Source organism: Ralstonia sp. 24A2 (assembly GCF_051783885.1).
Classification (GTDB): Bacteria; Pseudomonadota; Gammaproteobacteria; order Burkholderiales; family Burkholderiaceae; genus Ralstonia.
On the sequence record NZ_JBPVZD010000002.1, the window covers coordinates 203,639 to 228,618 of the forward strand.

At 66.5% G+C, this 24,980-nt stretch carries 23 protein-coding genes; 16 read left to right on the forward strand and 7 right to left on the reverse strand.

Annotation, left to right across the window (positions count from 1 at the left end):
• Positions 1-38 precede the first annotated feature (38 nt).
• The 7 genes from ACS13N_RS05770 (at position 39) to glpK (ending at position 7,812) form a co-directional block, all read left to right on the forward strand.
• Positions 39-1,157, forward strand: a complete 1,119-nt coding sequence (locus ACS13N_RS05770; protein ID WP_438930763.1) for an ABC transporter ATP-binding protein — start codon at positions 39-41, stop codon at positions 1,155-1,157.
• The gene (locus tag ACS13N_RS05775; RefSeq protein ID WP_438930764.1) at positions 1,144-2,253 is read left to right on the forward strand and encodes an ABC transporter ATP-binding protein; all 1,110 of its coding nucleotides are present in this window, start codon (positions 1,144-1,146) and stop codon (positions 2,251-2,253) included. Before ACS13N_RS05770 ends, ACS13N_RS05775 begins: the two co-directional genes overlap by 14 nt.
• On the forward strand, positions 2,250-3,140 hold the full coding sequence (locus tag ACS13N_RS05780) for a carbohydrate ABC transporter permease (protein ID WP_438930765.1): 891 nt from the start codon (positions 2,250-2,252) through the stop codon (positions 3,138-3,140). The genes ACS13N_RS05775 and ACS13N_RS05780 overlap by 4 nt, the downstream gene beginning before the upstream one ends.
• On the forward strand, positions 3,133-3,969 hold the full coding sequence (locus ACS13N_RS05785; protein ID WP_064805496.1) for a carbohydrate ABC transporter permease: 837 nt from the start codon (positions 3,133-3,135) through the stop codon (positions 3,967-3,969). The genes ACS13N_RS05780 and ACS13N_RS05785 overlap by 8 nt, the downstream gene beginning before the upstream one ends.
• 27 nt (positions 3,970-3,996) lie before the next feature.
• Positions 3,997-4,278, forward strand: coding sequence for a DUF2160 domain-containing protein (locus tag ACS13N_RS05790; RefSeq protein ID WP_438930766.1), 282 nt, complete (start codon positions 3,997-3,999; stop codon positions 4,276-4,278).
• A 183-nt stretch (positions 4,279-4,461) separates the two neighbouring features.
• Positions 4,462-6,198, forward strand: coding sequence for an ABC transporter substrate-binding protein (locus ACS13N_RS05795; protein WP_438930767.1), 1,737 nt, complete (start codon positions 4,462-4,464; stop codon positions 6,196-6,198).
• A gap of 114 nt (positions 6,199-6,312) precedes the next feature.
• Positions 6,313-7,812, forward strand: coding sequence for a glycerol kinase GlpK (gene glpK / locus ACS13N_RS05800; protein ID WP_438930768.1), 1,500 nt, complete (start codon positions 6,313-6,315; stop codon positions 7,810-7,812).
• Positions 7,813-7,880: 68 nt separating this feature from the next.
• Here the strand turns inward: glpK and ACS13N_RS05805 are convergent, their stop codons facing one another.
• Positions 7,881-8,252 (reverse strand): hypothetical protein, encoded by a 372-nt coding sequence (locus tag ACS13N_RS05805; protein ID WP_438930769.1) that lies wholly within the window; start codon positions 8,250-8,252, stop codon positions 7,881-7,883.
• A gap of 193 nt (positions 8,253-8,445) precedes the next feature.
• On the opposite strand from ACS13N_RS05805, the gene ACS13N_RS05810 reads away from it, so the two are divergent.
• Positions 8,446-9,072: a DUF1415 domain-containing protein gene (locus ACS13N_RS05810; RefSeq protein WP_438930770.1), complete on the forward strand. Its 627-nt coding sequence runs from the start codon at positions 8,446-8,448 to the stop codon at positions 9,070-9,072.
• A gap of 298 nt (positions 9,073-9,370) precedes the next feature.
• On the opposite strand, the gene ACS13N_RS05815 is transcribed toward ACS13N_RS05810, so the two are convergent.
• Positions 9,371-10,984 carry a glucan biosynthesis protein gene (locus tag ACS13N_RS05815; RefSeq protein WP_438930771.1) on the reverse strand — a complete coding sequence of 538 codons (1,614 nt, stop codon included), beginning with the start codon at positions 10,982-10,984 and terminating at the stop codon, positions 9,371-9,373.
• A 200-nt stretch (positions 10,985-11,184) separates the two neighbouring features.
• On the opposite strand from ACS13N_RS05815, the gene ACS13N_RS05820 reads away from it, so the two are divergent.
• Genes ACS13N_RS05820 through ACS13N_RS05830 form a run of 3 tightly spaced genes read left to right on the forward strand, consistent with a single transcriptional unit; the run spans position 11,185 to position 14,560 of the window.
• On the forward strand, positions 11,185-12,450 hold the full coding sequence (locus ACS13N_RS05820) for an AGE family epimerase/isomerase (RefSeq protein WP_438930772.1): 1,266 nt from the start codon (positions 11,185-11,187) through the stop codon (positions 12,448-12,450).
• 8 nt (positions 12,451-12,458) lie between these two features.
• Complete coding sequence (locus ACS13N_RS05825) at positions 12,459-13,760, forward strand: MFS transporter (protein ID WP_438930773.1); 1,302 nt, start codon at positions 12,459-12,461, stop codon at positions 13,758-13,760.
• Between the two features lie 8 nt (positions 13,761-13,768).
• Positions 13,769-14,560, forward strand: coding sequence for a GNAT family N-acetyltransferase (locus ACS13N_RS05830; RefSeq protein WP_438930774.1), 792 nt, complete (start codon positions 13,769-13,771; stop codon positions 14,558-14,560).
• A gap of 10 nt (positions 14,561-14,570) precedes the next feature.
• On the opposite strand, the gene ACS13N_RS05835 is transcribed toward ACS13N_RS05830, so the two are convergent.
• On the reverse strand, positions 14,571-15,746 hold the full coding sequence (locus tag ACS13N_RS05835) for an ABC transporter substrate-binding protein (protein WP_438930775.1): 1,176 nt from the start codon (positions 15,744-15,746) through the stop codon (positions 14,571-14,573).
• A gap of 191 nt (positions 15,747-15,937) precedes the next feature.
• Here ACS13N_RS05835 and ACS13N_RS05840 point away from each other — a divergent pair, with 191 nt between their 5' ends.
• The gene (locus ACS13N_RS05840; protein ID WP_438930776.1) at positions 15,938-16,741 is read left to right on the forward strand and encodes an AraC family transcriptional regulator; all 804 of its coding nucleotides are present in this window, start codon (positions 15,938-15,940) and stop codon (positions 16,739-16,741) included.
• On the opposite strand, the gene ACS13N_RS05845 is transcribed toward ACS13N_RS05840, so the two are convergent.
• Positions 16,738-18,036 carry an ATP-binding protein gene (locus ACS13N_RS05845; RefSeq protein WP_438930777.1) on the reverse strand — a complete coding sequence of 433 codons (1,299 nt, stop codon included), beginning with the start codon at positions 18,034-18,036 and terminating at the stop codon, positions 16,738-16,740. The two genes, ACS13N_RS05840 and ACS13N_RS05845, sit on opposite strands and share 4 nt — an antisense overlap.
• Before the next feature lie 3 nt (positions 18,037-18,039).
• Positions 18,040-18,771, reverse strand: coding sequence for a response regulator (locus ACS13N_RS05850; RefSeq protein WP_438932798.1), 732 nt, complete (start codon positions 18,769-18,771; stop codon positions 18,040-18,042).
• 211 nt (positions 18,772-18,982) lie between these two features.
• Here ACS13N_RS05850 and ACS13N_RS05855 point away from each other — a divergent pair, with 211 nt between their 5' ends.
• A complete protein-coding gene (locus tag ACS13N_RS05855) occupies positions 18,983-19,792 on the forward strand; it encodes a MipA/OmpV family protein (protein WP_438930778.1) in 810 nt (269 codons plus the stop codon).
• A gap of 12 nt (positions 19,793-19,804) precedes the next feature.
• Here the strand turns inward: ACS13N_RS05855 and ACS13N_RS05860 are convergent, their stop codons facing one another.
• Positions 19,805-20,734, reverse strand: a complete 930-nt coding sequence (locus ACS13N_RS05860; protein ID WP_438930779.1) for an alpha/beta hydrolase family protein — start codon at positions 20,732-20,734, stop codon at positions 19,805-19,807.
• A gap of 114 nt (positions 20,735-20,848) precedes the next feature.
• On the opposite strand from ACS13N_RS05860, the gene ACS13N_RS05865 reads away from it, so the two are divergent.
• Positions 20,849-21,775: a helix-turn-helix domain-containing protein gene (locus ACS13N_RS05865; protein WP_438930780.1), complete on the forward strand. Its 927-nt coding sequence runs from the start codon at positions 20,849-20,851 to the stop codon at positions 21,773-21,775.
• A gap of 91 nt (positions 21,776-21,866) precedes the next feature.
• Positions 21,867-22,667 carry a PepSY-associated TM helix domain-containing protein gene (locus tag ACS13N_RS05870; RefSeq protein ID WP_438930781.1) on the forward strand — a complete coding sequence of 267 codons (801 nt, stop codon included), beginning with the start codon at positions 21,867-21,869 and terminating at the stop codon, positions 22,665-22,667.
• Between the two features lie 12 nt (positions 22,668-22,679).
• Here the strand turns inward: ACS13N_RS05870 and ACS13N_RS05875 are convergent, their stop codons facing one another.
• A complete protein-coding gene (locus ACS13N_RS05875) occupies positions 22,680-23,543 on the reverse strand; it encodes a MurR/RpiR family transcriptional regulator (RefSeq protein WP_438930782.1) in 864 nt (287 codons plus the stop codon).
• A 262-nt stretch (positions 23,544-23,805) separates the two neighbouring features.
• Here ACS13N_RS05875 and ACS13N_RS05880 point away from each other — a divergent pair, with 262 nt between their 5' ends.
• The gene (locus ACS13N_RS05880; RefSeq protein ID WP_438930783.1) at positions 23,806-24,852 is read left to right on the forward strand and encodes a porin; all 1,047 of its coding nucleotides are present in this window, start codon (positions 23,806-23,808) and stop codon (positions 24,850-24,852) included.
• Positions 24,853-24,980 lie beyond the last annotated feature (128 nt).

Sequence of the window (24,980 nt, forward strand, 5' to 3'; positions counted from 1 at the left end):
ACAGATCAAGAAGTAGAAGCAAAAGACGGGAGACACAATTGATTCTGGAACTGGACCAGGTTACGGCCATGGTCGGGGCGCAGACACATCTGTACCCGACCAGCCTGCGGCTGGCGCCCGGCGCGATCAACGTGCTGCTCGGGCCGACGCAAGCCGGCAAGACCACCTTGATGCGCATCATGGCCGGGCTGGACCGGCCGACCACCGGCCGCGTGCTGGTCGATGGCAAGGACGTGACGGGCGTGGGGGTACGCGATCGCAATCTGGCGATGGTGTACCAGCAATTCATCAACTACCCGGCGATGACGGTGTTCGACAACATCGCGTCGCCGCTGCGTCTGCAGGGCACCAACAAGGGCGAGATCGATACGCGCGTGCGCGCCGTCGCTGCCAAGCTGCACATCGAACACCTGCTGCAGCGTCTGCCGGCCGAGCTGTCGGGCGGCCAGCAGCAGCGTTGCGCGCTGGCGCGGGCGCTGGTCAAGCGTGCGCCGCTGGTGCTGCTGGACGAGCCGCTGGTCAACCTCGACTACAAGCTGCGCGAAGAGCTGCGCGCCGAGCTGGCCTCGCTGTTTGCCGATGGCGGCACGACCGTGGTGTACGCCACCACCGAGCCGCAGGAAGCGCTGCTGCTGGGCGGCCACACCGTCGTCATGCATGAAGGGCACGTGCTGCAGTCGGGCCCGACGCTGGATATGTACGAAGTGCCGGTGTCGGTCAATGCCGCGGCGATCTTCAACGACCCGCCGATGAACGTGCTGGACGCCACCGTGGCGGAAGGCAACCACATCCGTCTTCCGCAAGGCATTGATGTGCAATGGACGCGTCCGCTGCCGATGGCCGCCGGCACGCGCTGCCGCATCGGCCTGCGCCCAAGCCACATCCGCCTGGCGCCGCGCAACGGCGGCAGCGTCGCCCTACCTGGGGCGGTGGAGCTGGCCGAGCTGTCAGGCTCCGAAACCTATCTGCACGTGCGCGCGCATGCCGCCGGTCAGGCAAGCAGCATCGGCCTGGTCGCGCAGTTGCCGGGCGTGCACGAGTTCGAGCTGGGTGCGGCGCTGGACGTGTTTGTCGATCCGGCCGAGCTGTTCCTGTTCGATGAAGCGGGCAAGCTGGTGAGCGCGCCCAAGCAGGGAGACGCACATGGCGCGCATTGAATTCCGTAACCTGGGGCACAGCTACCGCCCCAATCCACAAAGCCTGAGCGACTACGCGCTGCAGCCGATGAACATGACGTGGCGCGACGGCGGTGCGTACGCGCTGCTGGGTCCGTCGGGCTGCGGCAAGTCCACGCTGCTGAACATCATCTCGGGGCTACTGGTGCCGTCGGAAGGCCAGGTGCTGTTTGACGGCCAGGACGTGACGCACGCCAGCCCGCGCGAGCGCAACATCGCGCAGGTGTTCCAGTTCCCGGTCATCTACGACACGATGACTGTGTTCGACAACCTCGCCTTCCCGCTGCGCAATCGCAAGACGCCGGAAGCCGAGGTGAAGAAGCGCGTGGAAGAAGTGGCCGAGATCCTGGAGCTGCAGCACGCGCTCAAGCGCCGTGCCTCGGGCCTGGCGGCAGACGCCAAGCAGAAGATCTCGCTGGGCCGCGGCCTGGTGCGCAAGGACGTGGCGGCCATCCTGTTCGATGAGCCGCTCACCGTGATCGACCCGCACCTGAAGTGGCAACTGCGCCGCCAGCTCAAGAAGATTCACCAGCAGCTCAAGCTCACGCTGATCTACGTGACGCACGATCAGGTGGAGGCGCTGACCTTTGCCGACGAGGTGGTCGTCATGACCGAAGGCAAGGTGGTGCAACAAGGCGGGCCGGAAGCGCTGTTCGAGCGCCCGGACCACACCTTCGTCGGCTACTTCATCGGCAGCCCGGGCATGAACCTCTACCCGGTGACGGTGGATGGTGACGTGATTGCACTGGGCGACCAGCGCCTGTCCGTGAGCCGCGACACGCTGTCTACGCTCAAGAACGCAAACGGTTCCCTCAAGCTCGGTATCCGTCCGGAGTTTGTGCAACTGGCCACGCCGGGCGAAGTCGGCACGGTGGCGGCGGATGTGCACCAGGTGCAGCAACTGGGTACGCACCAGTTGTTGACGGCCAGTCTGGGTGGCAATGGCGACGGCACGGTCGGCCTGCCCATCAAGGCGAAGCTGCCCAACGAAGTGAGCGTGACCGATTCGCGCGTGTGGCTGCGCCTCGATGCGCCGCAGACGCTGTATTACTCCGACGACGAGAGGATCGGCCGATGAACAAGCCGCTCAACAACAAGGCGTGGTTCCTGATCCTGCCGGTGTTCCTGTGCGTGGCGTTCTCCGCCATCCTGCCGCTGATGACGGTGGTGAACTACTCGGTGCAGGACATCATCAGCCCCGAGCAGCACGTATTCGTGGGCGTGGACTGGTTCCGCCAGATCCTGCGTGATGGCGATCTGCAAGACGCCCTCACCCGCCAGCTGATCTTCTCGCTGTGCGTGCTGGCGGTGGAGATTCCGCTGGGCATCGGCCTGGCGCTGTCGATGCCGAGCAAGGGCTGGAAGGCCTCGGCGGCGCTGGTCGTGCTCGCCATGCCGCTGCTGATTCCCTGGAACGTGGTCGGCATGATCTGGCAGATCTTCGGGCGCTCGGACATCGGCCTGGCCGGCTACTGGCTCAACCAGATGGGCATCGACTACAACTACACGTCGCACTCGTTCGACGCGTGGATCACCGTGCTCATCATGGACGTGTGGCACTGGACGCCACTGGTGGCGCTGCTGGCCTATGCCGGCCTGCGCTCGATTCCGGATGCGTTCTACCAGGCCGCCGAGATTGATGGCGCGAGCCGCCTGGCCGTGTTCCGCTACATCCAGCTGCCGAAGATGCGTGGCGTGCTGATGATCGGCGTGCTGCTGCGCTTCATGGACAGCTTCATGATCTACACCGAGCCGTTCGTGCTCACCGGCGGCGGCCCCGGCAATGCCACGACTTTCCTGTCGCAGTACCTGACGCAGAAGGCGGTCGGCCAGTTCGATCTGGGCCCGGCGGCGGCGTTCTCGATCGTGTACTTCCTCATCATTCTGCTGTTCTGCTTCGTCCTCTACAACTGGATGCAGCGCATGGGCAGTGCCAGCACGGCCGTGGGAGACGACCATGCGTAATCCGACAAGCAAGAACAACGAGCACCAGCGCAAGATCGCCCGCGCGATCACGCTCGTCATCTACGTGGCGTTTGCCGTGCTGCCGCTGTACTGGATGCTGAGCATGTCGCTCAAGACCAACGAGGAGACGCTGGCCGGCTTCTCGATCTGGCCGAAGCTCGTCACGTTCGACAACTACAAGATCATCTTTACCGATCCGTCGTGGTACTGGGGTTACATCAACTCCATCATCTACGTGACGATGAACACGGTGCTCTCGACCGTGGTGGCGCTGCCGGCGGCCTACGCCTTCTCGCGCTACCGCTTCCTGGGCGACAAGCACATGTTCTTCTGGCTGCTGACCAACCGGATGACGCCGCCCGCGGTGTTCCTGCTGCCGTTCTTCCAGCTGTATTCGACGGTCGGCCTGATGGACACCCACCTGGGCGTGGCGCTGGCGCACATGCTGTTCAACGTGCCGCTGGCGGTGTGGATTCTGGAAGGCTTCATGTCCGGCATCCCGCGCGAGATTGACGAGACGGCCTACATCGACGGCTACAGCTTCCCCGCGTTCTTCCTGAAGATCTTCCTGCCGCTGATCAAGGCAGGCGTGGGCGTGACGGCGTTCTTCTGCTTCATGTTCAGCTGGGTGGAGCTGCTGCTCGCGCGCACGCTCACCTCGGTCGATGCCAAGCCGATCACCGCAGTGATGACGCGCACGGTGTCGGCTTCTGGCATGGACTGGGGCGTGCTGGCTGCGGCCGGTGTGCTGACGATCATTCCGGGCGCGCTGGTGATCTGGTTTGTGCGGAACTACATCGCGAAGGGCTTCGCGATGGGCCGCGTCTAAAGAACGAGAAGAACAGGAGACACAGCCATGTTCAGCTGGATGGCCTGGACGCCCGAAGTGGCGACTTTCTTTGGCTGCATCGCCTTGATGCTGGCAAGCATGACGGTGTGGGAAGTGACCCGCCCGACGGTGGAGCGCAAGGGCTTTCTGCCCATTGCCACCACGCGCGGCGATCGCCTCTTCATCGGGCTGCTGACCGCTGCCTACATCAACCTGGCGTGGGTCGGGTTCACGTCGGAAGAGACCGGCGCCTGGGGCGGCTTCATCGCCTCGATGGTGGTACTGGTGATCGTAATGTGGCGTGGTTGATGTGGTGCATTTGATGCGGCGCCACTGCATTCGTATTCGTCTTTGCAGGTCCCGGGGGCCTCGGCACGGGCTGATGCCCCCACGCCCGAATTGATGGTCGGGCACACGCATTCCACCACGCTCCCCGCGTCGGAATGTCGGATGTTTTCGCTGCGGGGAGAACAAAAGCACGAGGAGATACCAATGAAAACATCCTGGCGCATGACGCTTCAGATCAGTGCCATCGCACTGGCAAGCGCCCTGGCTGTCGGCGCAGCACACGCCGGCGAAGCCGAAGCCAAGAAGTGGGTCAGCAGCGAATTCCAGCCCAGCACGCTGTCGCAAGACAAGCAGATGGCGGAAATGAAGTGGTTCATCGACGCCGCGGCCAAGCTCAAGGCCAAGGGCGTGACCGAGATCCACGTTGTGTCGGAAACGCTCGACACGCATGCCTATGAATCGAAGACGCTGGCCAAGGCGTTTGAAGAGATCACCGGCATCAAGGTCAAGCACGACATCATGCAGGAAGGCGATGTCGTCGAAAAACTGCAGACCTCGATGCAATCGGGCAAGAGCATCTACGACGGCTGGATTTCCGACTCCGACCTGATCGGCACGCACTACCGCTACGGCGTGATCATGCCGCTGTCGGACTACATGACCGGCGAAGGCAAGGAGTTCACCAACCCGGGCCTGGACCTGAAGGATTTCATTGGCACGAGCTTCACCACGGCATCGGACGGCAAGCTGTATCAGCTGCCCGACCAGCAGTTCGCCAACCTGTACTGGTTCCGCGCCGACTGGTTCGCCCGCAAGGACCTGCAGGACAAGTTCAAGGCCAAGTACGGCTACGACCTGGGCGTGCCCGTCAACTGGACGGCCTATGAAGACATCGCCAACTTCTTCACCAACGACGTGAAGGAGCTCGACGGCAAGAAGGTCTACGGCCACATGGACTACGGCAAGAAGGACCCGTCGCTGGGCTGGCGCTTTACCGATGCGTGGCTGTCGATGGCCGGCTCCGCCGACAAGGGCATCCCGAACGGCCTGCCGGTTGACGAATGGGGCATCCGTGCGGAAAACTGCGCGCCGGTGGGCGCGTCGGTCTCGCGCGGCGGCGCTACCAACAGCCCGGCCGCCGTGTACGCCCTCACCAAGTACATCGACTGGATGAAGAAGTACGCCCCGCCCGAGGCGACCGGCATGACCTTCAACGAGGCTGGCCCGGTGCCCGCGCAAGGCCACATCGCCCAGCAGGTGTTCTGGTACAGCGCCTTCACCGCGCCGATGACCAAGCCGGGCCCGGTCGTGAACACCGACGGTTCGCCCAAGTGGCGCATGGCCCCGTCGCCGCACGGCCCGTACTGGAAGGACGGCATGCAGAACGGCTACCAGGACGTTGGTTCGTGGACGTTCTTCAAGTCCACCCCGTTCGAGCGCCGCTCGGCCGCCTGGCTGTACGCCCAGTTCGTCACGTCGAAGACCGTGTCGCTCAAGAAGTCGATCACCGGGCTCACGTTCATTCGTGACTCGGACATCCACAGCGACTACTTCACCAAGAACGCAGCCAAGTACGGCGGCCTGATCGAGTTCTACCGCAGCCCGGCCCGCGTGGCCTGGACGCCGACCGGCAACAACGTGCCCGACTATCCGAAGCTGGCCCAGCTCTGGTGGAAGAACGTCGCCACGGCCGTGACCGGCGAGAAGACCCCGCAAGGTGCGATGGACAACCTGGCCAAGGAAATGGACCAGGTGATGGGTCGCCTGCAGCGCGCCGGCATGAAGAACTGCGCGCCCAAGCTGAACCCGGAAAGCGATCCAGGCAAGTGGCTGTCGGCTGAACACGCCCCGTGGAAGAAGCTCGACAACGAGCGTCCGAAGGGCGAGACGGTGGCCTACGACAAGCTGCTGGCCGCCTGGAAGGAAGGCAAGGTTCGTTAATTTGGGTCTCCGCCGGATCGACTCACCCTCGACCGGCGGGCTACCATGCCTGCTTCCGCTTCACCCACCGCCGGGCCAGTTCACGCTGTCCCGGCGGCTTACTGAATCTGTCTTATGGAATACCTCCTCGCGCTCGACCAAGGCACGTCCAGCTCACGTGCCATCGTCTTCAACCGTGCCGGCCAGATCGTGGCCAGCGCCCAGCAGGAGTTTCCGCAGCAATTCCCGCAGCCCGGCTGGGTAGAGCATGATCCGTTCGACATCTGGAACAGCCAGCTCGCCACCTGCCGCGCCGCACTCGAACAAGCCAAGCTGACGGCCGCCGACATGGCCGCGCTGGGCATCACCAACCAGCGCGAGACCACCGTCGTGTGGGAACGCGCCACGGGCAAACCCATCTTCAACGCGATCGTGTGGCAGGACCGCCGCACCGAGAGCATCTGCGAGCGCCTGCGCGCCGAAGGCCTGGAAGACGAGGTGCGCAAGCGCACCGGCCTGGTCATCGATCCGTACTTCTCTGCCACCAAGCTGCGCTGGATTCTTGACCACGTCGATGGCGCCCGCGAGCGTGCCGCCCGTGGCGAACTCGCCTTCGGCACGATCGACAGTTGGCTCGTGTGGCAACTCACGCGCGGCCGCCTGCATGTGACCGACGTGTCCAACGCATCGCGCACGATGCTGTGGAACATCCACACCGGCCAGTGGGATGAAGACCTCATGCGCGCGCTCGACATCCACCCGAGCCTGCTGCCGGAGGTGCATCCGTCGGCCTATCAATTCGGCCAGACCGATGCCGACTGGCTCGGCGCCTCGCTCACCATCGGCGGCATTGCGGGCGACCAGCAATCGGCTCTGTTCGGCCAGGCCTGCTTCAAACCCGGCATGGCCAAGAACACCTACGGCACCGGCTGCTTCATGCTGCTCAACACGGGCGACAAGGCGGTGCAATCGCATAACGGCCTGATCAGCACGGCCGCCTGCCAGAGCAGCACCAAGCGCAGCTACGCGCTGGAAGGCAGCGTGTTTGTCGGCGGTGCGGTGGTGCAATGGCTGCGCGACGGCCTGCGCGCCATCCAGCGCTCGGCCGATGTGGAAGGCCTGGCCGCCTCGGTGCCCGATTCCGGCGGCGTGGTGTTCGTGCCGTCGTTCACCGGCCTGGGCGCACCGTACTGGGACCCGACCGCACAGGGCGCCATCGTCGGCCTGTCGCGCGGCACGACCATCGGCCACATCGCACGGGCGGCGCTGGAATCGATCGCCTTCCAGAGCACCGCGCTGCTGCAGGCCATGACACGCGACGCCGTCTCCACCATCTCGGAGCTGCGCGTGGATGGCGGCGCCTCGGCCAACAACCTGCTGCTGCAGTTCCAGGCCGATCTGCTGGGCATTCCGGTGGTGCGGCCGGAGATCATCGAGACCACCGCGCTGGGCGCGGCCTACTTGGCCGGCATCGCCACCGGCTTCTACCGTGGCGAAAACGAGGTCGCGCAGCAATGGCGCGCCTCGCGTACCTTCCACCCGGTCATCAGCCGGGACGAGGCGCTCAGCCGCATCGCACAGTGGGAAATGGCGGTTGCGCAGGTACGCCTGCCGACGGCTTCGCGCGGACACTGAGCCCCCGCACATCGGCACAAAGAAAAAGGCGACTCTCGGGTCGCCTTTTCTCATGGTGCAGTCACAGCTTACTTGCCTTCGCTGACCGGCGTCTGAGCAGGGCCGCCCTGCTCGGTCATGGCCTCCTTGCGCTTGGTGCTGGCCTCCTTCTTCTCGGCCTTGCGGTTGGACTTGGCGGCCTTCTTCTCCTCCTTGTAAGCAGCCTTGGCGTCGGACTTGCGCGCCTTGTATTCATCGTTGGCGGCCTTGTCGTCGATGCGCTTCTGTACCAGCGGGTCAGTCGACGATGCTGCCGGCGGCTGGCCGCCCGGCGCGGTCTGCACCGTGCCAGTCGTTTCCGGCGAGGTCTGCGGTGCGGGTGTCATCTGGGCCAGGGCGGCCGACGCGGCGAGCGTGGCAGCCATGGCGAATACGCTCTTCAAACCACGCGGTTCGATCATGGTTGGGCTCCTTCTCAGTTCGTTTCGAGGGATGGATTGACCACACAAGCGGTGCCCGAGGCGCCGCTCAGTGATCTCGACGCACCTCAAAGCCGCGCGCCGAATGTTGCAAGTCACAACACCCTTGTTGTCGCAAGAAGCGCTCCCGGGCCATCGACTACACTGCGCGCTGATTTCCTCTTCCGTGCCTGCCGTGTCCGACCGCACTACCCCGTTCATCCTGCTCGATCCGCCCGCTGATGCCCTGTCGCTGAGCGAAGACGCCGCCGCCAGCCACGTCGCCCACGTACAGCGCTGGCTGGAAGACGCCGTGATCGGCCTGAACCTGTGCCCGTTCGCCAAGGCCGTGCACGTCAAACGGCAGGTGCGCTACGTGGTCAGCCGCGCCACGATGGACGGCGACGTGCTCGACCACCTGCGCGCCGAAGCCGACCTGCTACACAACACCCCCGCCGCTGAAATCGACACCACATTGCTGCTCGTTCCCGCACTGACGGATTTCTTCGATTTCCACACCCTCACCGAACGCGCCGAAGCGCTGCTCGCCAAGGCCGGCTTCGAGGGCGAGCTGCAACTCGCCAGCTTCCACCCTGATTTCGTCTTTGCCGATGCCGACCCGGACGACATCGCCAACGCCACCAACCGCGCCCCCGCCCCGATCCTGCATCTGCTGCGCGAAGACAGCATCGCCCGCGCCGCCGCGGCCGTGCCCGATGCAGCGGACATCTACGAGCGGAACATCGCAACGATGGAACGACTGGGGCCGGAAGGCTGGGCAGAGATGGTGGCGAAGTTCAGCGAGCAGCCACCCCGCAACTGAACCTGGCGCCACCGAAGAGGCGCACCTTGGCGCTAACCCACGTGCCCAGCCGGTGTGGCCGTACCCTGCCCTAGATGGCACCTTGAATTTTTGTAAGCGGGCGGAAAAAAGACGGGGAACTGTCTGAGCGAAGCGAGTTTTCCCCGTCTCCGCACGGTTACAAAAATTCAAGGGGAAGTCGCCATCTCGGGCGCGCCTTTCTTTGCTTACTTTCTTTGGCAAGACAAAGAAAGTGAGTCGGCCCCGGCAGGGGGCGAAACGGAGGCGGACCACCAAGCCCCCAACCAAAGAACAAAGCCTAGACTGACCGATCCACCGGCGGCGTCCACTGATACATCCACGTCTCAGAAAGCAACCGCTCCCCCGACTGCAACGTCAGCGACAGCTCAATCGGCGCATTGCTCGCATCCGGCACCACATCAAACATCGCCCGCACCCCATCGATACTGGCCAGCGGCCGTGCCGAAGCAATCTCCACCCGCCCCCGCGAGGCACGAATGACCGGCTCAACGGTGGACCCTGCAGTGCTACGCCCCAGCCGCGACAACTCCCCACCCGAGAAATCGACCACGAAGCGCCAAGAAAAATACTTACGCGGCTGCCCGACCACGCCGCCGATTCCCGTACGCGTTGCCACCACACGCGCTAGCGGCGAAGCGGCGGCAGGCTGCGCCCCCCAGGTCAGCCGATAGCCGAACGCCAATTCCTGCCCAGCCTGCGGCGCCATGGCCGGACGCCAGAAGGCAACGATGTTGTCGAACGTCTCATCGTTGGCCGACAACTCCACCAGCTCGACCGCGCCCTCGCCCCAGCCGTGCGTGGGCTCAACCCACACGCTGGGGCGCTTCTCGTAGAACACACCGTCGTCCTGATAGTGGTCGGGGTTGCGGTCGCGCTGCAGCAGGCCGAAGCCGCGCGGGTCGTCGTCGGCAAAGCGCTGGCTGCGCAGCATGGGCGGGTTGGCCAGCGGTCGCCAGATCCATTCGCCCGAGCCGCGCCAGATGGCCAGACCATCGGAATCGTGAATCTCGGGCCGCCAGTCCGATGCGCGCCAGCGGCGGGCGGCGCTGTGGCGATCCCCGGCACGGTCGGTGCGGTCGTTTTCGCCGTAGAGAAACATGCTGGTGAGCGGCGCAATGCCCAGCCGCTCGATCGGCTTGCGCACGAAGAGCGTGGTGCCCACGTCCATCACCAGCGTGTCCCCCGGGCGGATGTCGAAGCGGTAGACCCCAGCCACGCTGGGCGAATCCAGCAGCGCATAGACACGCAGCGTCTCCGCATCGGCCGCCGGGCGCACCAGCCAGAACTCGGTGAAATCCGGAAACTCCTCGGCGCGCGGCAGGCCGGTATCGATCGCCAGCCCGCGCGCCGACATGCCGTACTGCCACTGCCCGCCCACCGCGCGGAAGTAGCTCGCGCCCAGAAAGGCGGCCACGTCACGCGTCGGGTCCGCCTTGGTGGTCAGCCGGAAACCGGCAAAGCCGAGATCGGCCGGCAGCGCCTGGTGGTCCAGCCCACTGCGGCCGTAATCGAACATGGCCGGGTCATAGGCAATCAGGTGCGTCTGGCCATCCACCACCTCGTGCATCCGCACGGGCGACTTGAAGAACAACCCCAGGTGGAAGAAACGCGCCTCGAACGGCAGATGCTGCCCGGCCCAGAGGGCGTGATCGGCACGGTAGCCGATGGATTGGTAGCCGTCCCACCCCAGTGTGGCCAGTGGCGCCGGAAGCTGCGTGCTGCGTGGCCGATAGGGCCGTGCAGCCAGCGCACGGGCACGCGCCAGCAGGCGGGGTTCGTCAAACGGTTCCGGCGCGCCGAGCGGACTGCCGGCTGCTGCGCTACGGGACAAACCGGGCGCCAGGGCAAGCAGCCCGGCGGTCAACTGCTTGAGCAGGTCGCGACGATGCATGGATCAAGGCGAAGCCAGGGGTGAGCCATCTTCGCATAAACATCCGCCCAGGCAGCATCCCGCAAGAAACCTTTCATTGGACCCACAACCCTTCACCAAAACCGGGATTGGGGCCGATCCGCGTGGCGCCTATTCTTCAATTGGCGCACAATTCACGCCCTACCGGCCCTAGGCCATTCGCCACGATCCTCACGGCGCACATGTTTCCAACGTTTTCCACGTCTACGCTGCCCGGCACGGCCCAATCGCCCGACATGCCCGATATGGCGGTCGCGCTGGCGGCATTCGACCGTTTCTACGACGACGTCCTGCTGCCCATGTGGCTCGGCCCGGGCTGGAACGCGCAGGCGGGCCTCTGCTATGAGGCGCTGATCGTCGAGAACGGCACGCTGGTGTCGGCGTCGACGTCGCGCTACCGCGCGATGGCCTGCGCGCGGCAACTGTATACATTTGCGCGCGCTACACAGCTCTCGACGCGGCACAAGGCGCTGTGCGCCGAACGCGCCGCTGCGCTGTGTCACGCACTCGACACACGCTTTCGCGACACCATCAACGGCGGCTGGCTGTTCTCGATCGACAGCGCGCTCGCACCGCAGGACACCACCAAGGATCTGTACACGCACGCCTTCGTGCTGTTCGCGGCTGCCCACTGGCTGGCCGTGAGCGATGACCCGCGCGCCGCCGCCCTGATGGACGATGCGCACGAAGTGATCGCGCGCCGCTTTGCCCGTGCAACTGGGGGGGCGAATGCGGCGCCGCTGCCGGTGGCCGCCATGGATGCCGTCTTTGCCATGCCCCAGGCCGGCGTTGCGCAAAACCCGGTGATGCACCTGACCGAGGCCTACCTGGCTGCCGCCGCGCTGGATGAACCACCCGCCTGGGCCGAAGCCGGCGTGCGCACGCTGGCCGAGGGCATCCTCGCGCGCTTCATCGATGCACGCACGGGCAGCATCACCGAATTGCCCGTCGATGAGGCCAGCCCGGACAACCGCATCGAGCCTGGTCACCAGTTCGAATGGTTCTACCTCGTGCGGGCGCATGCCGACGTGTTCGCCCGCTTCGACGCCGGCCGGCACCTGGCCAAAACGCTCGGCCGTGCTGTCGACACCGCCTGCAGCCTGGGCGTCGACCCGCACACGCAGGGCGTGTGCCTCGCACTCGGCCTGGATGACGCCATGCGCGACGCCAGCCAGCGCATCTGGGCGCAGACCGAATACGGCCGCGCCCTCGCGCTGTGCACCGAAACCCACGGCGCGATGCTCGCGCACCTGCTGCCGACGTGGTCCGCGCGCTTCCTGCACGCGCACGGCTGGCATGAGGTGATCGACGCCACCGGCCAGAGCCTGCGCGCCGACATGCCATCGAGCACCCCGTACCACATCACCACCTTTTACGAGGCGGCCCGGGCAATGCACACTGCTGCGCTGTCCGACTCGCCTGCACGTTGTACCCAAGCTGTTGAGTGAGGCACCCCATGCATACCCATAACCCCAACGAATCCAAGGCCCGCGCCATCTTCCGGGTGGTCAGCGGCAACTTCCTGGAGATGTACGACTTCATGGTCTACGGCTACTACGCCAAGGCCATCGCGGACACCTTCTTCCCGGCCGGCAACGAGTTCCTCTCGCTGATGCTGTCGCTGGTGACCTTTGGCGCCGGCTTCCTGATGCGGCCGCTGGGCGCGATCTTCCTGGGTGCGTACATCGACCGCCACGGCCGCCGCGTCGGCCTGATCGTCACGCTGGCGCTGATGGCGTGCGGCACCTTGCTGATCGCGCTGGTGCCGGGCTACGCCACCATCGGGCTGGCGGCGCCGCTGCTGGTGCTGATCGGGCGGCTGCTGCAGGGCTTCTCGGCCGGCGTGGAGCTGGGCGGTGTGTCGGTCTACCTGGCCGAAATCGCCACCCCGGGCAAGAAGGGCTTCTTCGTGAGCTGGCAGTCGGCCAGCCAGCAGGTGGCGGTGATGTTTGCCGCGCTGCTGGGCGTGCTGATGTCGTTCCTGCTGCCGCCGTCTGAGATGAGCGCGTGGGGCTGGCGCGTGCCGTTCCTCGTCGGCTGCCTGATCGTGCCGTTCCTGTTTATCATCCGCCGCTCGCTGCAAGAGACGGAAGAGTTCCAGAAGCGCAAGCACCGTCCCGACCTGGCTGCAGTGTTCCGCTCGATGGGCCAGAACTGGCGCCTGGTGGGCGCCGGCACGCTGATGGTGGTGATGACCACCGTGTCGTTCTACCTGATCACCGCCTACACGCCGACCTTCGGCAAGAGCGTGCTGCACCTGTCGGATTTCGACAGCCTGATCGTCACGCTGTGCGTGGGTGCGTCCAACTTCTTCTGGCTGCCGGTGATGGGCGCGGTGTCTGACCGCGTCGGCCGCCGCCCGCTGCTGATTCTCTTCACCGTGCTGATGCTGCTGACCGCCTACCCGGCCATGCAGTGGCTGGTGGCGGCGCCGTCGTTCGCCCACATGCTGATCGTGCTGCTGTGGCTGTCGTTCCTGTACGGCAGCTATAACGGTGCGATGGTCGTCACGCTCACCGAGATCATGCCGCCCGAAGTGCGCACCACCGGCTTCTCGCTGGCGTACAGCCTGGCCACGGCCATCTTCGGCGGCTTCACCCCGGCGATTGCGACGTGGCTGATCCACGAGACGGGCAACAAGGCGATGCCGGGCGTGTGGGTGTCGTTTGCCGCGCTGTGCGGTCTGGTGGCCACGCTGGCCATCGTCAAGCCGGCCGGCAAGCACGTGCACGGCGCAGGCACCGCTCCCGCAGCCTGATCGCCAAGATGCAGAACCCGGGCGGCCTGACGGACATTGTCGCCATCGAGCATGCCGGCTTTGCCGCGCTGCCGCCCGAGCACCACATCGAAGACGGCCCCTGGGTGCTGCGCATGGCGGGGGGCCTGGCCAAACGGGCCAACTCCGCCAACCCGCGCACACCCGGCGCGCCACTGGATGCGGATCGACTGAACCGCATCGAAGCCTTCTACCGTCACGCCGGCTTTCCGCCCATCGTGCGCGTCACGCCGCTGACCTCACCCGAGGCCGAGGCGCTGCTCGAAGCGCGCGGCTACCGCATCACCGACCGCAGCCTCGTCATGACGGCGCAGCTTGCGCCTGCGGCGCCGGCGACACCGCCTGACGGCATCACCGTCAGCATCGACACGACGATCCCCGAACCCTGGCACGACGCCTTCGCACAGTTCGACGGCCTCGATGCGCGCGGACGCGCCACGCGTCGCACCATGCTCGACGCGCTCGACCGCCCGCACGCAGCCATCACGCTGCGCGAAGCGGACGGCACCACGCTGGGAATCGGTTTGGCCGTGGCAGACGGCGCGTATGTCGGCCTGTTCGATGTGCGCGTGGCAAGCGCCGCGCGCGGCCGAGGGCTGGGGCGTGCCGTGACGGACGCGATGCTCGGCTGGGCGCGTACCCAGGGCACGGCTGGTACGCCGGTCACCGCTTATTTGCAGGTCAGCGCCGAGAACGTGCCTGCGCTCAGCCTGTACCGCTCGCTGGGCTTTGTTGAGGCCTACGCGTATCACTACCGCGTCGGGCCAACGCAGCCAGCCTAACGCCGCTGACTTACTGAATCACCAGCCCGTTCGGCCCGACCACCCCCAGCTCCACATAGTGCGAGCCCGGTCGCGTGCGATCCGAGAAGTCCACCACGAACCCGCCACCCACATCAAAGTTGCGCAGGTTGGCCAGTTCGCGGCGCACCTGGTCGCGCGAGGGCTTGGGGCCGGCGCGGCGCACGGCTTCAGCCAGCACCTTGGCGGCCACAAAGCCTTCCACCGCACGGAATGACAGGTCGACATCCTTGGCGCCCACCGCCGTGCGGGCGCGGTTGAATTCCCGAATGACGGGGTTCACGCTCTTTCCCGGGTTGGGCATCACCAGTGCCAGCGAGTAGCCGCGCACCGCCTCGATGCCCGCCACCTTGAGCAGAATGCCCGGATCGATGGACGACAGCCCAAGCAACTGCGCCCCGCCGCCACGCGCCCGATACTGTTTGACGAACTGTGCGGCGGGCTCGGCGGTAGCGCCCAGGAAGATCGCCTGCACGTCCGCACCCAGCAGCTTGTCCACCGCCGGACCGACGGTGGCCGTATTGCGTTGGTACGAGGCCGTGGCGGCAACCGCCAGCTTGTGCGGCTTGAGCGTGCGCTCCACGCCGGCCAATGTCTCCTTGCCCAGCGCATCGTCCTGGTACAACACGCCGATGCGCGTGACGCCGATGGTGACCAGCGCGCCCACCATCTTGTCCATCTCCTGCTGGTAGCTCGCCTTGATGGGGAACACCCACGGATCGCCCGTCATGGTGGTGGCGCCGGTGGCCGGGCCAACCAGCGGCAGGTTGGCCTCGGCCAGCACGCCGTTGCGCATGAGCGCTTCCACATTGGCGGTGCCTACCACGGTGAGCACGGCCACGGGGTTGTCGATCTTAGCCATGTCGCGCACGTTGCGCAGGGTCTGCTCGACCTTCTGCTCGTCGTCGCGGGCAACCAGGCGGATGGTTTCGCCGTTGATGCCGCCATCAAGGTTGAGCCAGTCGAAATACAGCCGGGCGCCAGCATTGAGCGCACGCCCGGTGGCGGCCTGCGAGCCGGATAGCGGCAACGATTGGATGATGCTGATGTCGGCGCGGGCGACGGACGCCGCGAGCACCGCACCGACCGCAAGCGCGGCAGCCCACGGCCGGCCGCGCCAGGTCCTTCCGCGCGCCCCCCGGCTGCGCGTGTGATTTCCCGTTTGCATTGCTAGCACCCTTCACCGCTGCCTCGTGGGCGGCGGCGTTATTGTCGAGGCCGCCTGGGCGGCCCGCTTTGTCGTTCTGGTTGTGCGGAACATCATTCACGCGGGCGATAGCCTGCCATTGCGCAGGGGCTTCGACAAGTCCCGCCGGTGGCGTTTTAGACTCACTGCATCGCTTCTGTCGCAAACGTGTCATGCCACAGCGCCTCCTGCCCACCGATATCGAAGGCCGTACCCCGCCCTCTCCGGCGCATCCAGTGCGGCTATACACGCGGCAGATGGATGCCAACACGCGCTTCCCGCGCCATACGCATCCGTGGGCGCAGGTGGCGTACAGCCACAACAGCGTGCTGCGCGTGCAGGCGGGCGACACGGCCTGGGTGGTACCGCCCTCGCGCGCCATCTGGATTCCACCCGGCATCGAGCATGAGGTGTGGGTGGTCGAAGCGGCGTTCCTGCGCACCCTCTATGCCGACCCGTCCCTGGCGACGGGCACGCTGGCGCAGTGCCGCGTGATGGAGGTGTCGCCGCTGCTGCGCGAGCTGATTGCGGCGATGGACGTGCGCCACCCGCTGCCGTCCGCGCGTGAGCAGGCACTGGGCGCCCTCATCCTCGACGAAATCCGCCACAGTGCCCCGCTGCCGCTGGATCTGCCCATGCCCACCGACAAGCGCCTGCGCGCCCTGTGCGAGCGCGTCATGGCCGACCCCGGCACCTCGCTCACCTTCGATGTGCTGGCCCGCGACGTGGGCGCCAGCGAGCGCACGCTGGCGCGGCGCTTTCGCGAAGAACTGGGTGTGAGCTTTTCGCAGTGGCGCCAGCAGGCCGTGCTGGCCAGCGCCATCCCGATGATGTCGAAGGGGATACCGCTTGCACGTGTGGCGCAAGATCTGGGCTACAACAGCCAGAGCGCGTTCTCGGCGATGTTCCGCCGGGCATTCGGGCAGAGCCCGAGCGCGTTCCTGCACCGGCCGGGCTCGGAGGGCGACGCCGCTTAGATTGGCGGCTCGCTCATCGCCGGCAGCAGCATCGAAAAGCGCGCACCGCCGCCCTCGGCTGCGTCGAGCCGGATCTCGCCGCCGTGCACCAGCGCAATGCGGCGGACGATCGCCAGGCCCAGGCCGAAGCCGCCGGTATGGCGATCGCGGCTGGCATCCAGGCGCAGGAAGGGTTCGAACACGCGCGCACGGTCCGGCGCCGGGATGCCGGGGCCGTCGTCTTCCACGGTCAGGCGCAGCGCACCGGCGTGGCCGGTCTCCAGCCGAACGGTGATGGTGTTGCGCGCATAGCGTGCGGCATTGCGGATCAGGTTGAGCAGCGCGCGCGCCACCAGGCGCGGATCGCACACGTGGTGCGTGGGTGCGGCCTCTACGTGCACGGCCAGCGAGAGCTGGCGGTCGGCCACGTCGTTGGCGACGCTGGCGACCACGCTGTCGAGCCACTCGCCCACCGCCACGCGCATCAGCACGAGGTGCGTGGCGCCCTGCTCCAGGCGGCTCAGGGCCAGCAGCTCGCTCACCAGCTCGTCCAGCTCGCGCACGTCGCGGCGCAGGGCGTCCAGACGCAGGTTGCGCTGCGCCTCCGGCACGGGGGACTGCAGCAGCGCGATGCCGAATTCCAGCCGCGCAATCGGTGTCTTCAGCTCGTGCGAGATGCCGTTCATCATCTCGCGCTGGTGCTGGATCGAGCCCTGGATGCGCTCGGCCATCTCGTTGAACTGGCGCGCCAGGCCAAACACGTTGGAGCGCTTGTGCAGATGCGCGCGCGTCGACAGCTTGCCGGCGCCAAAGCCCCGCGCCGCCTCTTCCAGCGCGCGCAGATCACGCCAATGCAGCCAGACCCAGGCCAGCAGAGGCAACAGCGCCGCAATCGCAATCAGCGCGTAAGCGATCAACTGGATGCCGAGGTAATCCATGTCGGCGCTGTAGGCATGGAGCACGCTGCCGTCGCGCAGCGGCAGGTAGTAGTCCCGGCCGTTGGTCATCAGGACGAGCTTGTGATCAGCCAGATCGCGCCGCTGCTGGGCAGACAGGTCAGGCAGGGTGTCCGGGTCGACCAGGTTGAACTGCTCCCACGCGTTCTTGTTCAACCGTGCGATCGCGGCGTCGCGGCCGGCCGGGCCAGCACGGTCCAGGTAGTCCTGCAGCGTAAAGGCGTAGCCCTTGCGCACCTCCCGCTCACCGTGCGTGAGCGTGTCGTGGAACATCCAGACGAACGACTTGTTCACGCCAATCAGCGCCAGCGCCGCGGCCAGCACCACCATCGCGTAGAGCTTCAATAGGGACTTGAGCACGGCTTACTCCTCCCAGGCGGAGGGGCTGAACAGATAGCCGCGTCCCCAGATTGTCTTGATCTTGTGCGGCTCGGGCGAGGCATCACCAAAGCGGCGGCGCAGGCGCGAGATGCCCGAATCCACGGTGCGGTCCAGCCCGTCGAACTCGATGCCGCGCAGTTGCTTGAGGATGTCGTCGCGGCTAAGCACGGTGCCCGCGGCGCGCGCCAGGATCAGCAGCAGGTTGAACTCAGCCGTCTTCAGGTCGACCGGCTGGCCGCGCCAGGTGACGGTGCGATTGGGCGGCGAGATGGCCAGTTCGCCAAAAACGAGCGTGTCGTCGTGGAGCGCGGCCGGTTCCGAATTCGACATGGTCGGCAAGGCGCGGCGCAGCAGCGCACGGGCCCGTGCCACCAGCAGGCGCGGCTCGATTGGCTTGAGCACGTAGTCGTCGGCGCCGATCTCCAGGCCCGCCACCTGGTCGTAGGTATCCACGCGCGCCGTCAGGATCAGCACCGGCACGCGCGAGAACCCGCGAATGCGCCGGCACACCTCCATGCCGTCCATGTGCGGCAGCATCAGGTCGAGAATCACCAGCGCCGGCGCATGCTCGCGCACGGCTGCCACGGCGATGTCGCCCCGGCGCACCACTTCCACCGCAAATTCGTAGTTGCCCAGGTATTCGCTGATGAGCTGCGCGAGACGGTCATCGTCTTCGATCAGCAGCACCTTGGTCTTGAGCGGCCCGTCGGGCATCGCCGTCATCGCCGTCATGGTCCATTCGCCCCGTTTTTCTTTTGATGGAGCGCAGTGTACGGCGGGCGGCTTGCGAGTGGAGCGGGCGGCGAAATTTACAAACACTCGCGCACAATTGCGCACAACTTCCCGGCAATTTCCAGACAGACGTGTGCGCGACACCTCGCCAGACTGCTGGCTCTCTCTCAAGAGATCCAACAAGAGGTCCAACGTGCTCAATCGTCTCCCCCTGCGTCTCGCTCCCCGTGTCTCCCTTCCGTATCTGGTGCTGCTCTCTGGCATGTGGCTGCCGACAGCATCGGCGTATGCCGATGAGGCTTCGTACTCGCTGTCGCTCAACGCTGGCGTGGCGCCGCGCTATCAGGGCGGCAAGCAGTACACCGTGACGGCCGGCCCAGGCTTCCGGGCGGATTTCGGCAACGGCTGGTTCATTGACCCGACCCAGGGCGGCGCGGGTTACGCCCTCCGCTTCCTGAACGGCATGTTCGCGTCGGCCGCGCTGTCGTATGACCCGGGCCGCTCCGACACCAACCGCTTTGGCCGTCCCGGCTCGGATTACCTGAAGGGCATGGGCTCGGTGAAGGGCTCGCTGCTGGGCGTGTTCACGGTGGGTGGCAAGATCGTCGGCGAAACCACAGCCAGCGCCTCGCTGGAGGTGCCGCTCACCAACCGCGAGCGCGGCTGGTCCGGCCACATCGACGCGGCAACGCCGCTGGTGAGCTGGGGCACCAGCAAGATCAGCGTGAGCCCGAGCCTGCATTTCGGCTCGCGCAAGTACATGCAGACGTACTTCGGGGTGACGCCGCAGCAATCGGCCAACAGCGGCTTTGCGCAATACGATGCGGGCAGCGGCCTGCAGGCGGTGTCGCTGACGGTGGCCTGGACGCATGCGTTCTCGCGCCACTGGGCCATGCAGACGGCGGTCGGCACCACGCGCCTGCTGGGCAACGCGGCCAAGAGCCCGATCGTGCAGAACAAGCAGAGCTACTTTGGCGGCACGGGCGTCGTCTACACGTTCTAAGTTCGCTCGGGCTCAGGCAAGCGCGGGTAACGCATCCAGCCACGCCACCGTTTCGCGCCACCAAGGCCCCCCCGACGCTGCGCGGAAGAAGCCCATGTGGCCGACGCCCCTGCCCGAGAGCGCCGCACCGCCCACCTGTCGGCGCGTGACGCAGGCGGCAGGAAACTGCGCAACCAGCGCATCGATGGCGGCGGCCGGCGCCATCGGATCATCATCGAAACCCCAGGCGAGCAGCGGTACGGCGAGCCTCGGGTAGCGGGACGTATCCAACCCGGCACCGGGTGCAAACAGATAGCCGCGCTTGCGGGCAAAGCGTGCCCAATCGCTCAGGATGGCGGCCGGAATCGCCAGCGAGCCCATCCCGACAGTCGACAGCGGCAACATGCCGCGACGTACACGCGCCACTGCCAGCGGAATCCGCACATTCAGCAGCCACGCCAGTTGCGGCCGGCTGAGCAGCCCGCGCCAGGGCCACAACCGCGCATTGGCCAGCGACACCGCCACATGCACCAGCGCATCGGCATGCACGATGTGCGGCGCCAATCCGGCCAGTTGTCCGCCCGCGCTATGGCCGAGCACCACCAGCCTGCGCCCGCCGCAGCCCTCGGGGACGAGCGTGTCGTGCACCCACTTGAGCACGGCATCGATGTCGCGCCGGCCCCAGTCCACAAATCGCGGGGTGCCTGGGCCGGTGGCCAGCGCCTCCCCAATGCCGCGATAGTCAAACGTCACCACGCGCCAGCCGGCCAGGCAGAGCCCGCGTGCAAACGCGCCGTAGAACTGGCGCGGTACGCCCAGCGCCGAGCAGATCACCACCGTGCCGTGCGCGCCCAGGCCAGGGCTGGTGACCGTGACCGGCAACGTCCAGCCGTCGGCGGTACGCACGTGGTCTTCGCGGGTGGCGAGGGCGTCGGCGGGGTAGTCGATCGGTTCGCGCTGCATGGGGCACTCCGCTCGGGGTGTCGGGGGTGCTGGCAGTATGGGCGGCACGGGTGGCGGTCACAATTACGCGACAGGTAATCGCCGCACCTACCCGACTCTGCTTCAATAGGTGACATGAAACCCGACCAGATCTCCTCCGCCGACAGCACTCCCGTGCTGGATGACGCCGACGCCGCGCAGACCGGCGCCGAGCCGCCCGAAGCCGCCCTGACCCGCTTCCCGCAGCTGCTGCGCTTCTGGCGCACCCGGCGCGGCTACAGCCAGTTGGCCCTGGCGCTGGCGGCCGGCGTGTCGCAGCGGCATGTGAGTTTTCTGGAATCGGCGCGCGCGGCGCCCAGCCGCAGCATGATCCTGCAACTGGCCGAAGAGCTGAACGTGCCGCTGCGCCATCGCAACCAGATGCTGCTGGCCGCCGGCTTCGCGCCCGCGTACCCGGAACAGGGCCTGGCCGCGCCACCTGACGAAACCTCGCCGATGATGCAGGCGGTGCGCCATGCGGTGAAGCTGATCCTCGACAAGCAGGCGCCCTACCCGGCCATCGTGCTCGACCGCTTCTGGCACCTACTCGACGCCAACGCCGCGCACCGGCGCCTGATGCGCTGGGCCATCGGCGACGACCGCTCCGAGGGGACGCCTGGCGCCGTCAACATGATGAAGCTGGTGTTCGACCCGACCGGGCTATGGCCGGCGATCGTGAACCGCGAAGAGGTCGGCCGCTACCTCGCCAGGCGCGTACGGCAGGAACTGGCCCTGCACGCCATCGACCCGGCCACGCAGCGGCTGCTGCATGACATTCGCGCGCTGCAGCCTGCCCTGTTCGATGCGGTGGAAGCGCCGTCTTCGCCCACGGCCACCGGCGCTGGTGACCCACTGCCCTTCTTGCCCGTCACCTTGCAGCGCGACGGCGTGACGCTCTCGCTGTTCACCACGCTCACCACGCTGGGTACACCGCGCGATGCGGGGCTGCAGGAGATGCGCATCGAGTGCTTCTATCCGGCGGACGAGGCGTCGCGGCGGGCGCTGGAGCGGATTACGTTGTAAGCGCATACGCATTGCAACGAGAATCATTCTCATTTATATTGACCGGTCGATTTGTCCCCCATCGGTAGCGCGCTGCGTTGCCATGTGCATCATGACCGACCTGTCGCATCCCCCTCTTTCGGCCGAACCCGGCGTCAAGCCCGCGGCAAACGCCCGCCCGGCCAAGGCCAAAGCCGAACACCCCGCCAACCGCCGCGCCACCCTGGTGCGCTGGCTGCGCAAGACACACGGCTGGTTCGGGTTGTGGGGTGCGGTGATGGGGCTGATCTTCGGCGTCTCCGGCATCTGGCTGAACCATCGCGCGGTGCTGAAACTGCCGGTAGCGCAACAGCGCACCAATACGCAGATCGCCTTGCCCGATCCGGTGCCCGCCACGCCCGAGGCGATGGGCGCGTGGCTGCAGCAGACGCTGAGCATTCCGGAGCCTGCCACCCGCGTCCGCGTGGAAAAAGCCAAGCCTGTCGCCTGGGCCGAGCGCCCGGCTAAGGGGGAAGGCCGCAAGGAAGGCAAGGACAGCGGTGACGCCGCACCCAAGGCTGAAGGCGACGCCCCGCGCGACACCGCCAAGCCGCTGATGCAGCCCGAGCAGTGGAGCTTCAGCTTCGGCAATGCCACCACGCAGATCCAGGCCGAGTACTGGGCCGGCAACCGCTCGGTGGCGATCCGCCAGACCGACAACGGCTTCCTCGCCACGCTCAACAATTTGCACAAGGGCACCGGCATGACGGTGCCATGGATCCTGCTGGTGGATACGCTGGCCGGCTGCCTGATCTTCCTGTCGATCTCGGGCCTGTGGCTGTGGGTGCTGACCACCAAGCGCCGCACCGTCGGCTGGACGGTCTTCGGGCTGGGGAGTGTGCTGACGATCGGGCTGGTGATCGCCCGCTTGTAAGCCTCGCCGTTCTTAAGGGCGATCTACGCTGCGTTCCGTCAGCAACCGCTGGATCGCCCGCATCCGCGCCCGCACCATCTCGTCGCGGCGCTGCGCCACGCAGGTCATCAGGATCTCGATGACCGTCAGATGCACCAGGTACGCCTCGGTACCCACCCGCATCACCGCATCCTCCGGCACATCCACCGTCAGCGCGATCTGTGCGCGCTCGGCCAGCGGCGTGCCCGCCTGGGTGATGGCGATCACGCAGGCGCCCTGCTCCGCCGCGTAGGCAATCGACTCCAGCAGATACGGCATGCGCCCCACGTGTGAGAACGCCACCACCACGTCCGATGCACCCAGCATGGCAGCCGACACCAGTTGCAGGTGCGCATCGAAGTAGGCATTGGAGGCCAGCCCCAACCGCATCAGCCGTGACTGCATGTCGTTGGCCATGAATGACGACGCGGCACCAGCGGCATAGCAATCGATACGGCGCGCACGGGCGATGCGCTCGGCGGCGGCGTCGATGCTGGCGGCGGAGAGCGACTCGCGCAGTTTGGCGAGCGCCCGCGTGGCACCGTCGATGACCTTGCTGGCCACCAGCGCGGGTGGGTCCGCCCGGCCGACGTGGCCCGGCAGCGTCGGCTGCGCGTGCGCCAGCTCGGCGGCCAGCGTGGCCTTGAACTCGCGCAGGCCCTCGAAGCCGAGCGCCTGGCACATCCGCACGATGGTCGGCATCGACACGCCCGCACGCACGGCCAGCGTCTCCACCGATTGCTCCAGCGACAGCTCCGGCGCCTCCAGGATCAGCCGCGCCACCCCCTGCTGCGCCGGCGAGAGCGCTGGCAACTGATCACGCAAGGCGTTGAGTACGGGCACGGAGAATGAAGGCATGGCGGAGGGCGGATCAAAACGTCGCCAGTGTAGCGGCAGCCCCGCGCCGCACCGCTTGCCCGAGGGAAAACCCCCAAGAATCTGTAAGTCCGTGGTTTACGCACGCCGCACAAAGACCGTGCGACGCTCCAACCGGCGCGGCGTGCGCGGCGCTTTGCCGGTGCACGCGTAACTTCAACCCTTACAGACACGACTTGCCTGAGAGTCGGCCCCCGAGCCAATCCGGAAACCCATTCCGGCAATACAACGACAAGGGAGCCGCATGACCACTTCGATCCGTTCCATTCCGCTGTCCGCCGCTGCGCTGGCCGCACTGCTTGCCGGCGGCGCTGCGCACGCACAATCCAACGTCACGCTGTACGGCGTGATGGAAACCGGCCTGCGCTACAGCACCAACAACGACGCTGCCGGCCACGGCAAGGCAGAAGAAGTCGGCGGCTACTACAGCGGCAGCCGCTTCGGCATCCGTGGCTCGGAAGACCTGGGCAACGGGCTGAAGGCGGTGTTCCACCTGGTCAGCGGTTTCGCGCCGGACACGGGCGTGGGCTCCACCAACGACATGGGCCTGGGCGGCTACAAGCCGGTCACGCCGGCCACGTCGCGCTTGTTCGGGCGTCAGGCCTATGTGGGTCTGGAAGGCGGCTTCGGTTCGCTCACGTTCGGGCGCCAGGAAAACCTCGTCTTCAACACCGCCGGCCAGTACGACGCACTGAGCATTGGCAACCTGGGCGCGACGGCATGGCACGTCACCGCCACCGGCGTGCGCATCGACAACTCGGTCAAGTACGTGGGCGATTTCAACGGCTTGCGCCCCGGCGTGATGGTCGGCATGGGCGAACAGGCGGGCGCGTTCTCGGCGGGCAACTACAGCGCGCTGTCGCTCAACTACGGCAGTGGCCCGGTCACCGTGGGCGGCGCATGGGAGCAGCAGAAGGACCTGCTGTCCGTCGCCACCCGCACGTGGACGACAGGCGGCAGCGTGCAAGTCGGCCCCGCCAAGCTCATGCTCGGCTACATCAACTACCGCGATGGCACCCCCACCAAGAACGACCTGATCCTGGGCGGCGTGAAGTACGACTTCAGCGGGCAATACAACCTGGTGGTGGGCGGAATGGCCACGCGCCAGCGCAACCCCGACGGCCTGCGCTACACCGCCTACGCGATCATGAATTACGTGGTCAGCAAGCGCACGTGGCTGTACGTCGGCCTGGACTACACCCACGAGAAGGACGCCGGCACCGTGCTGGCCGCCGCACTGCCGAAGTCCTCGCAGACAGGCGTGATGGTCGGCATGCGCCACGGGTTCTGACACCCAACGACGGCCTCACCGAACAAGCCCGGCGCCAACCCATGCGCTCAGCCGGTGTGGCCGTACCCTGCCCTAGATGGCGCCTTGAATTTCTGTAAGCGGGCGGAAAAAAGACGGGAAACTGTTTG

Coding starts and splice junctions, on each gene's coding strand:
- ACS13N_RS05775 (WP_438930764.1), top strand. CDS start 1,144: ATGGCGCGCATTGAATTCCGTAACCTGGGGCACAGCTACCGCCCCAAT.
- ACS13N_RS05780 (WP_438930765.1), top strand. CDS start 2,250: ATGAACAAGCCGCTCAACAACAAGGCGTGGTTCCTGATCCTGCCGGTG.
- ACS13N_RS05785 (WP_064805496.1), top strand. CDS start 3,133: ATGCGTAATCCGACAAGCAAGAACAACGAGCACCAGCGCAAGATCGCC.
- ACS13N_RS05790 (WP_438930766.1), top strand. CDS start 3,997: ATGTTCAGCTGGATGGCCTGGACGCCCGAAGTGGCGACTTTCTTTGGC.
- ACS13N_RS05795 (WP_438930767.1), top strand. CDS start 4,462: ATGAAAACATCCTGGCGCATGACGCTTCAGATCAGTGCCATCGCACTG.
- glpK (WP_438930768.1), top strand. CDS start 6,313: ATGGAATACCTCCTCGCGCTCGACCAAGGCACGTCCAGCTCACGTGCC.
- ACS13N_RS05805 (WP_438930769.1), bottom strand. CDS start 8,252: ATGATCGAACCGCGTGGTTTGAAGAGCGTATTCGCCATGGCTGCCACG.
- ACS13N_RS05815 (WP_438930771.1), bottom strand. CDS start 10,984: ATGCATCGTCGCGACCTGCTCAAGCAGTTGACCGCCGGGCTGCTTGCC.
- ACS13N_RS05820 (WP_438930772.1), top strand. CDS start 11,185: ATGTTTCCAACGTTTTCCACGTCTACGCTGCCCGGCACGGCCCAATCG.
- ACS13N_RS05825 (WP_438930773.1), top strand. CDS start 12,459: ATGCATACCCATAACCCCAACGAATCCAAGGCCCGCGCCATCTTCCGG.
- ACS13N_RS05830 (WP_438930774.1), top strand. CDS start 13,769: ATGCAGAACCCGGGCGGCCTGACGGACATTGTCGCCATCGAGCATGCC.
- ACS13N_RS05835 (WP_438930775.1), bottom strand. CDS start 15,746: ATGCAAACGGGAAATCACACGCGCAGCCGGGGGGCGCGCGGAAGGACC.
- ACS13N_RS05840 (WP_438930776.1), top strand. CDS start 15,938: ATGCCACAGCGCCTCCTGCCCACCGATATCGAAGGCCGTACCCCGCCC.
- ACS13N_RS05850 (WP_438932798.1), bottom strand. CDS start 18,771: ATGCCCGACGGGCCGCTCAAGACCAAGGTGCTGCTGATCGAAGACGAT.
- ACS13N_RS05860 (WP_438930779.1), bottom strand. CDS start 20,734: ATGCAGCGCGAACCGATCGACTACCCCGCCGACGCCCTCGCCACCCGC.
- ACS13N_RS05865 (WP_438930780.1), top strand. CDS start 20,849: ATGAAACCCGACCAGATCTCCTCCGCCGACAGCACTCCCGTGCTGGAT.
- ACS13N_RS05870 (WP_438930781.1), top strand. CDS start 21,867: ATGACCGACCTGTCGCATCCCCCTCTTTCGGCCGAACCCGGCGTCAAG.
- ACS13N_RS05875 (WP_438930782.1), bottom strand. CDS start 23,543: ATGCCTTCATTCTCCGTGCCCGTACTCAACGCCTTGCGTGATCAGTTG.
- ACS13N_RS05880 (WP_438930783.1), top strand. CDS start 23,806: ATGACCACTTCGATCCGTTCCATTCCGCTGTCCGCCGCTGCGCTGGCC.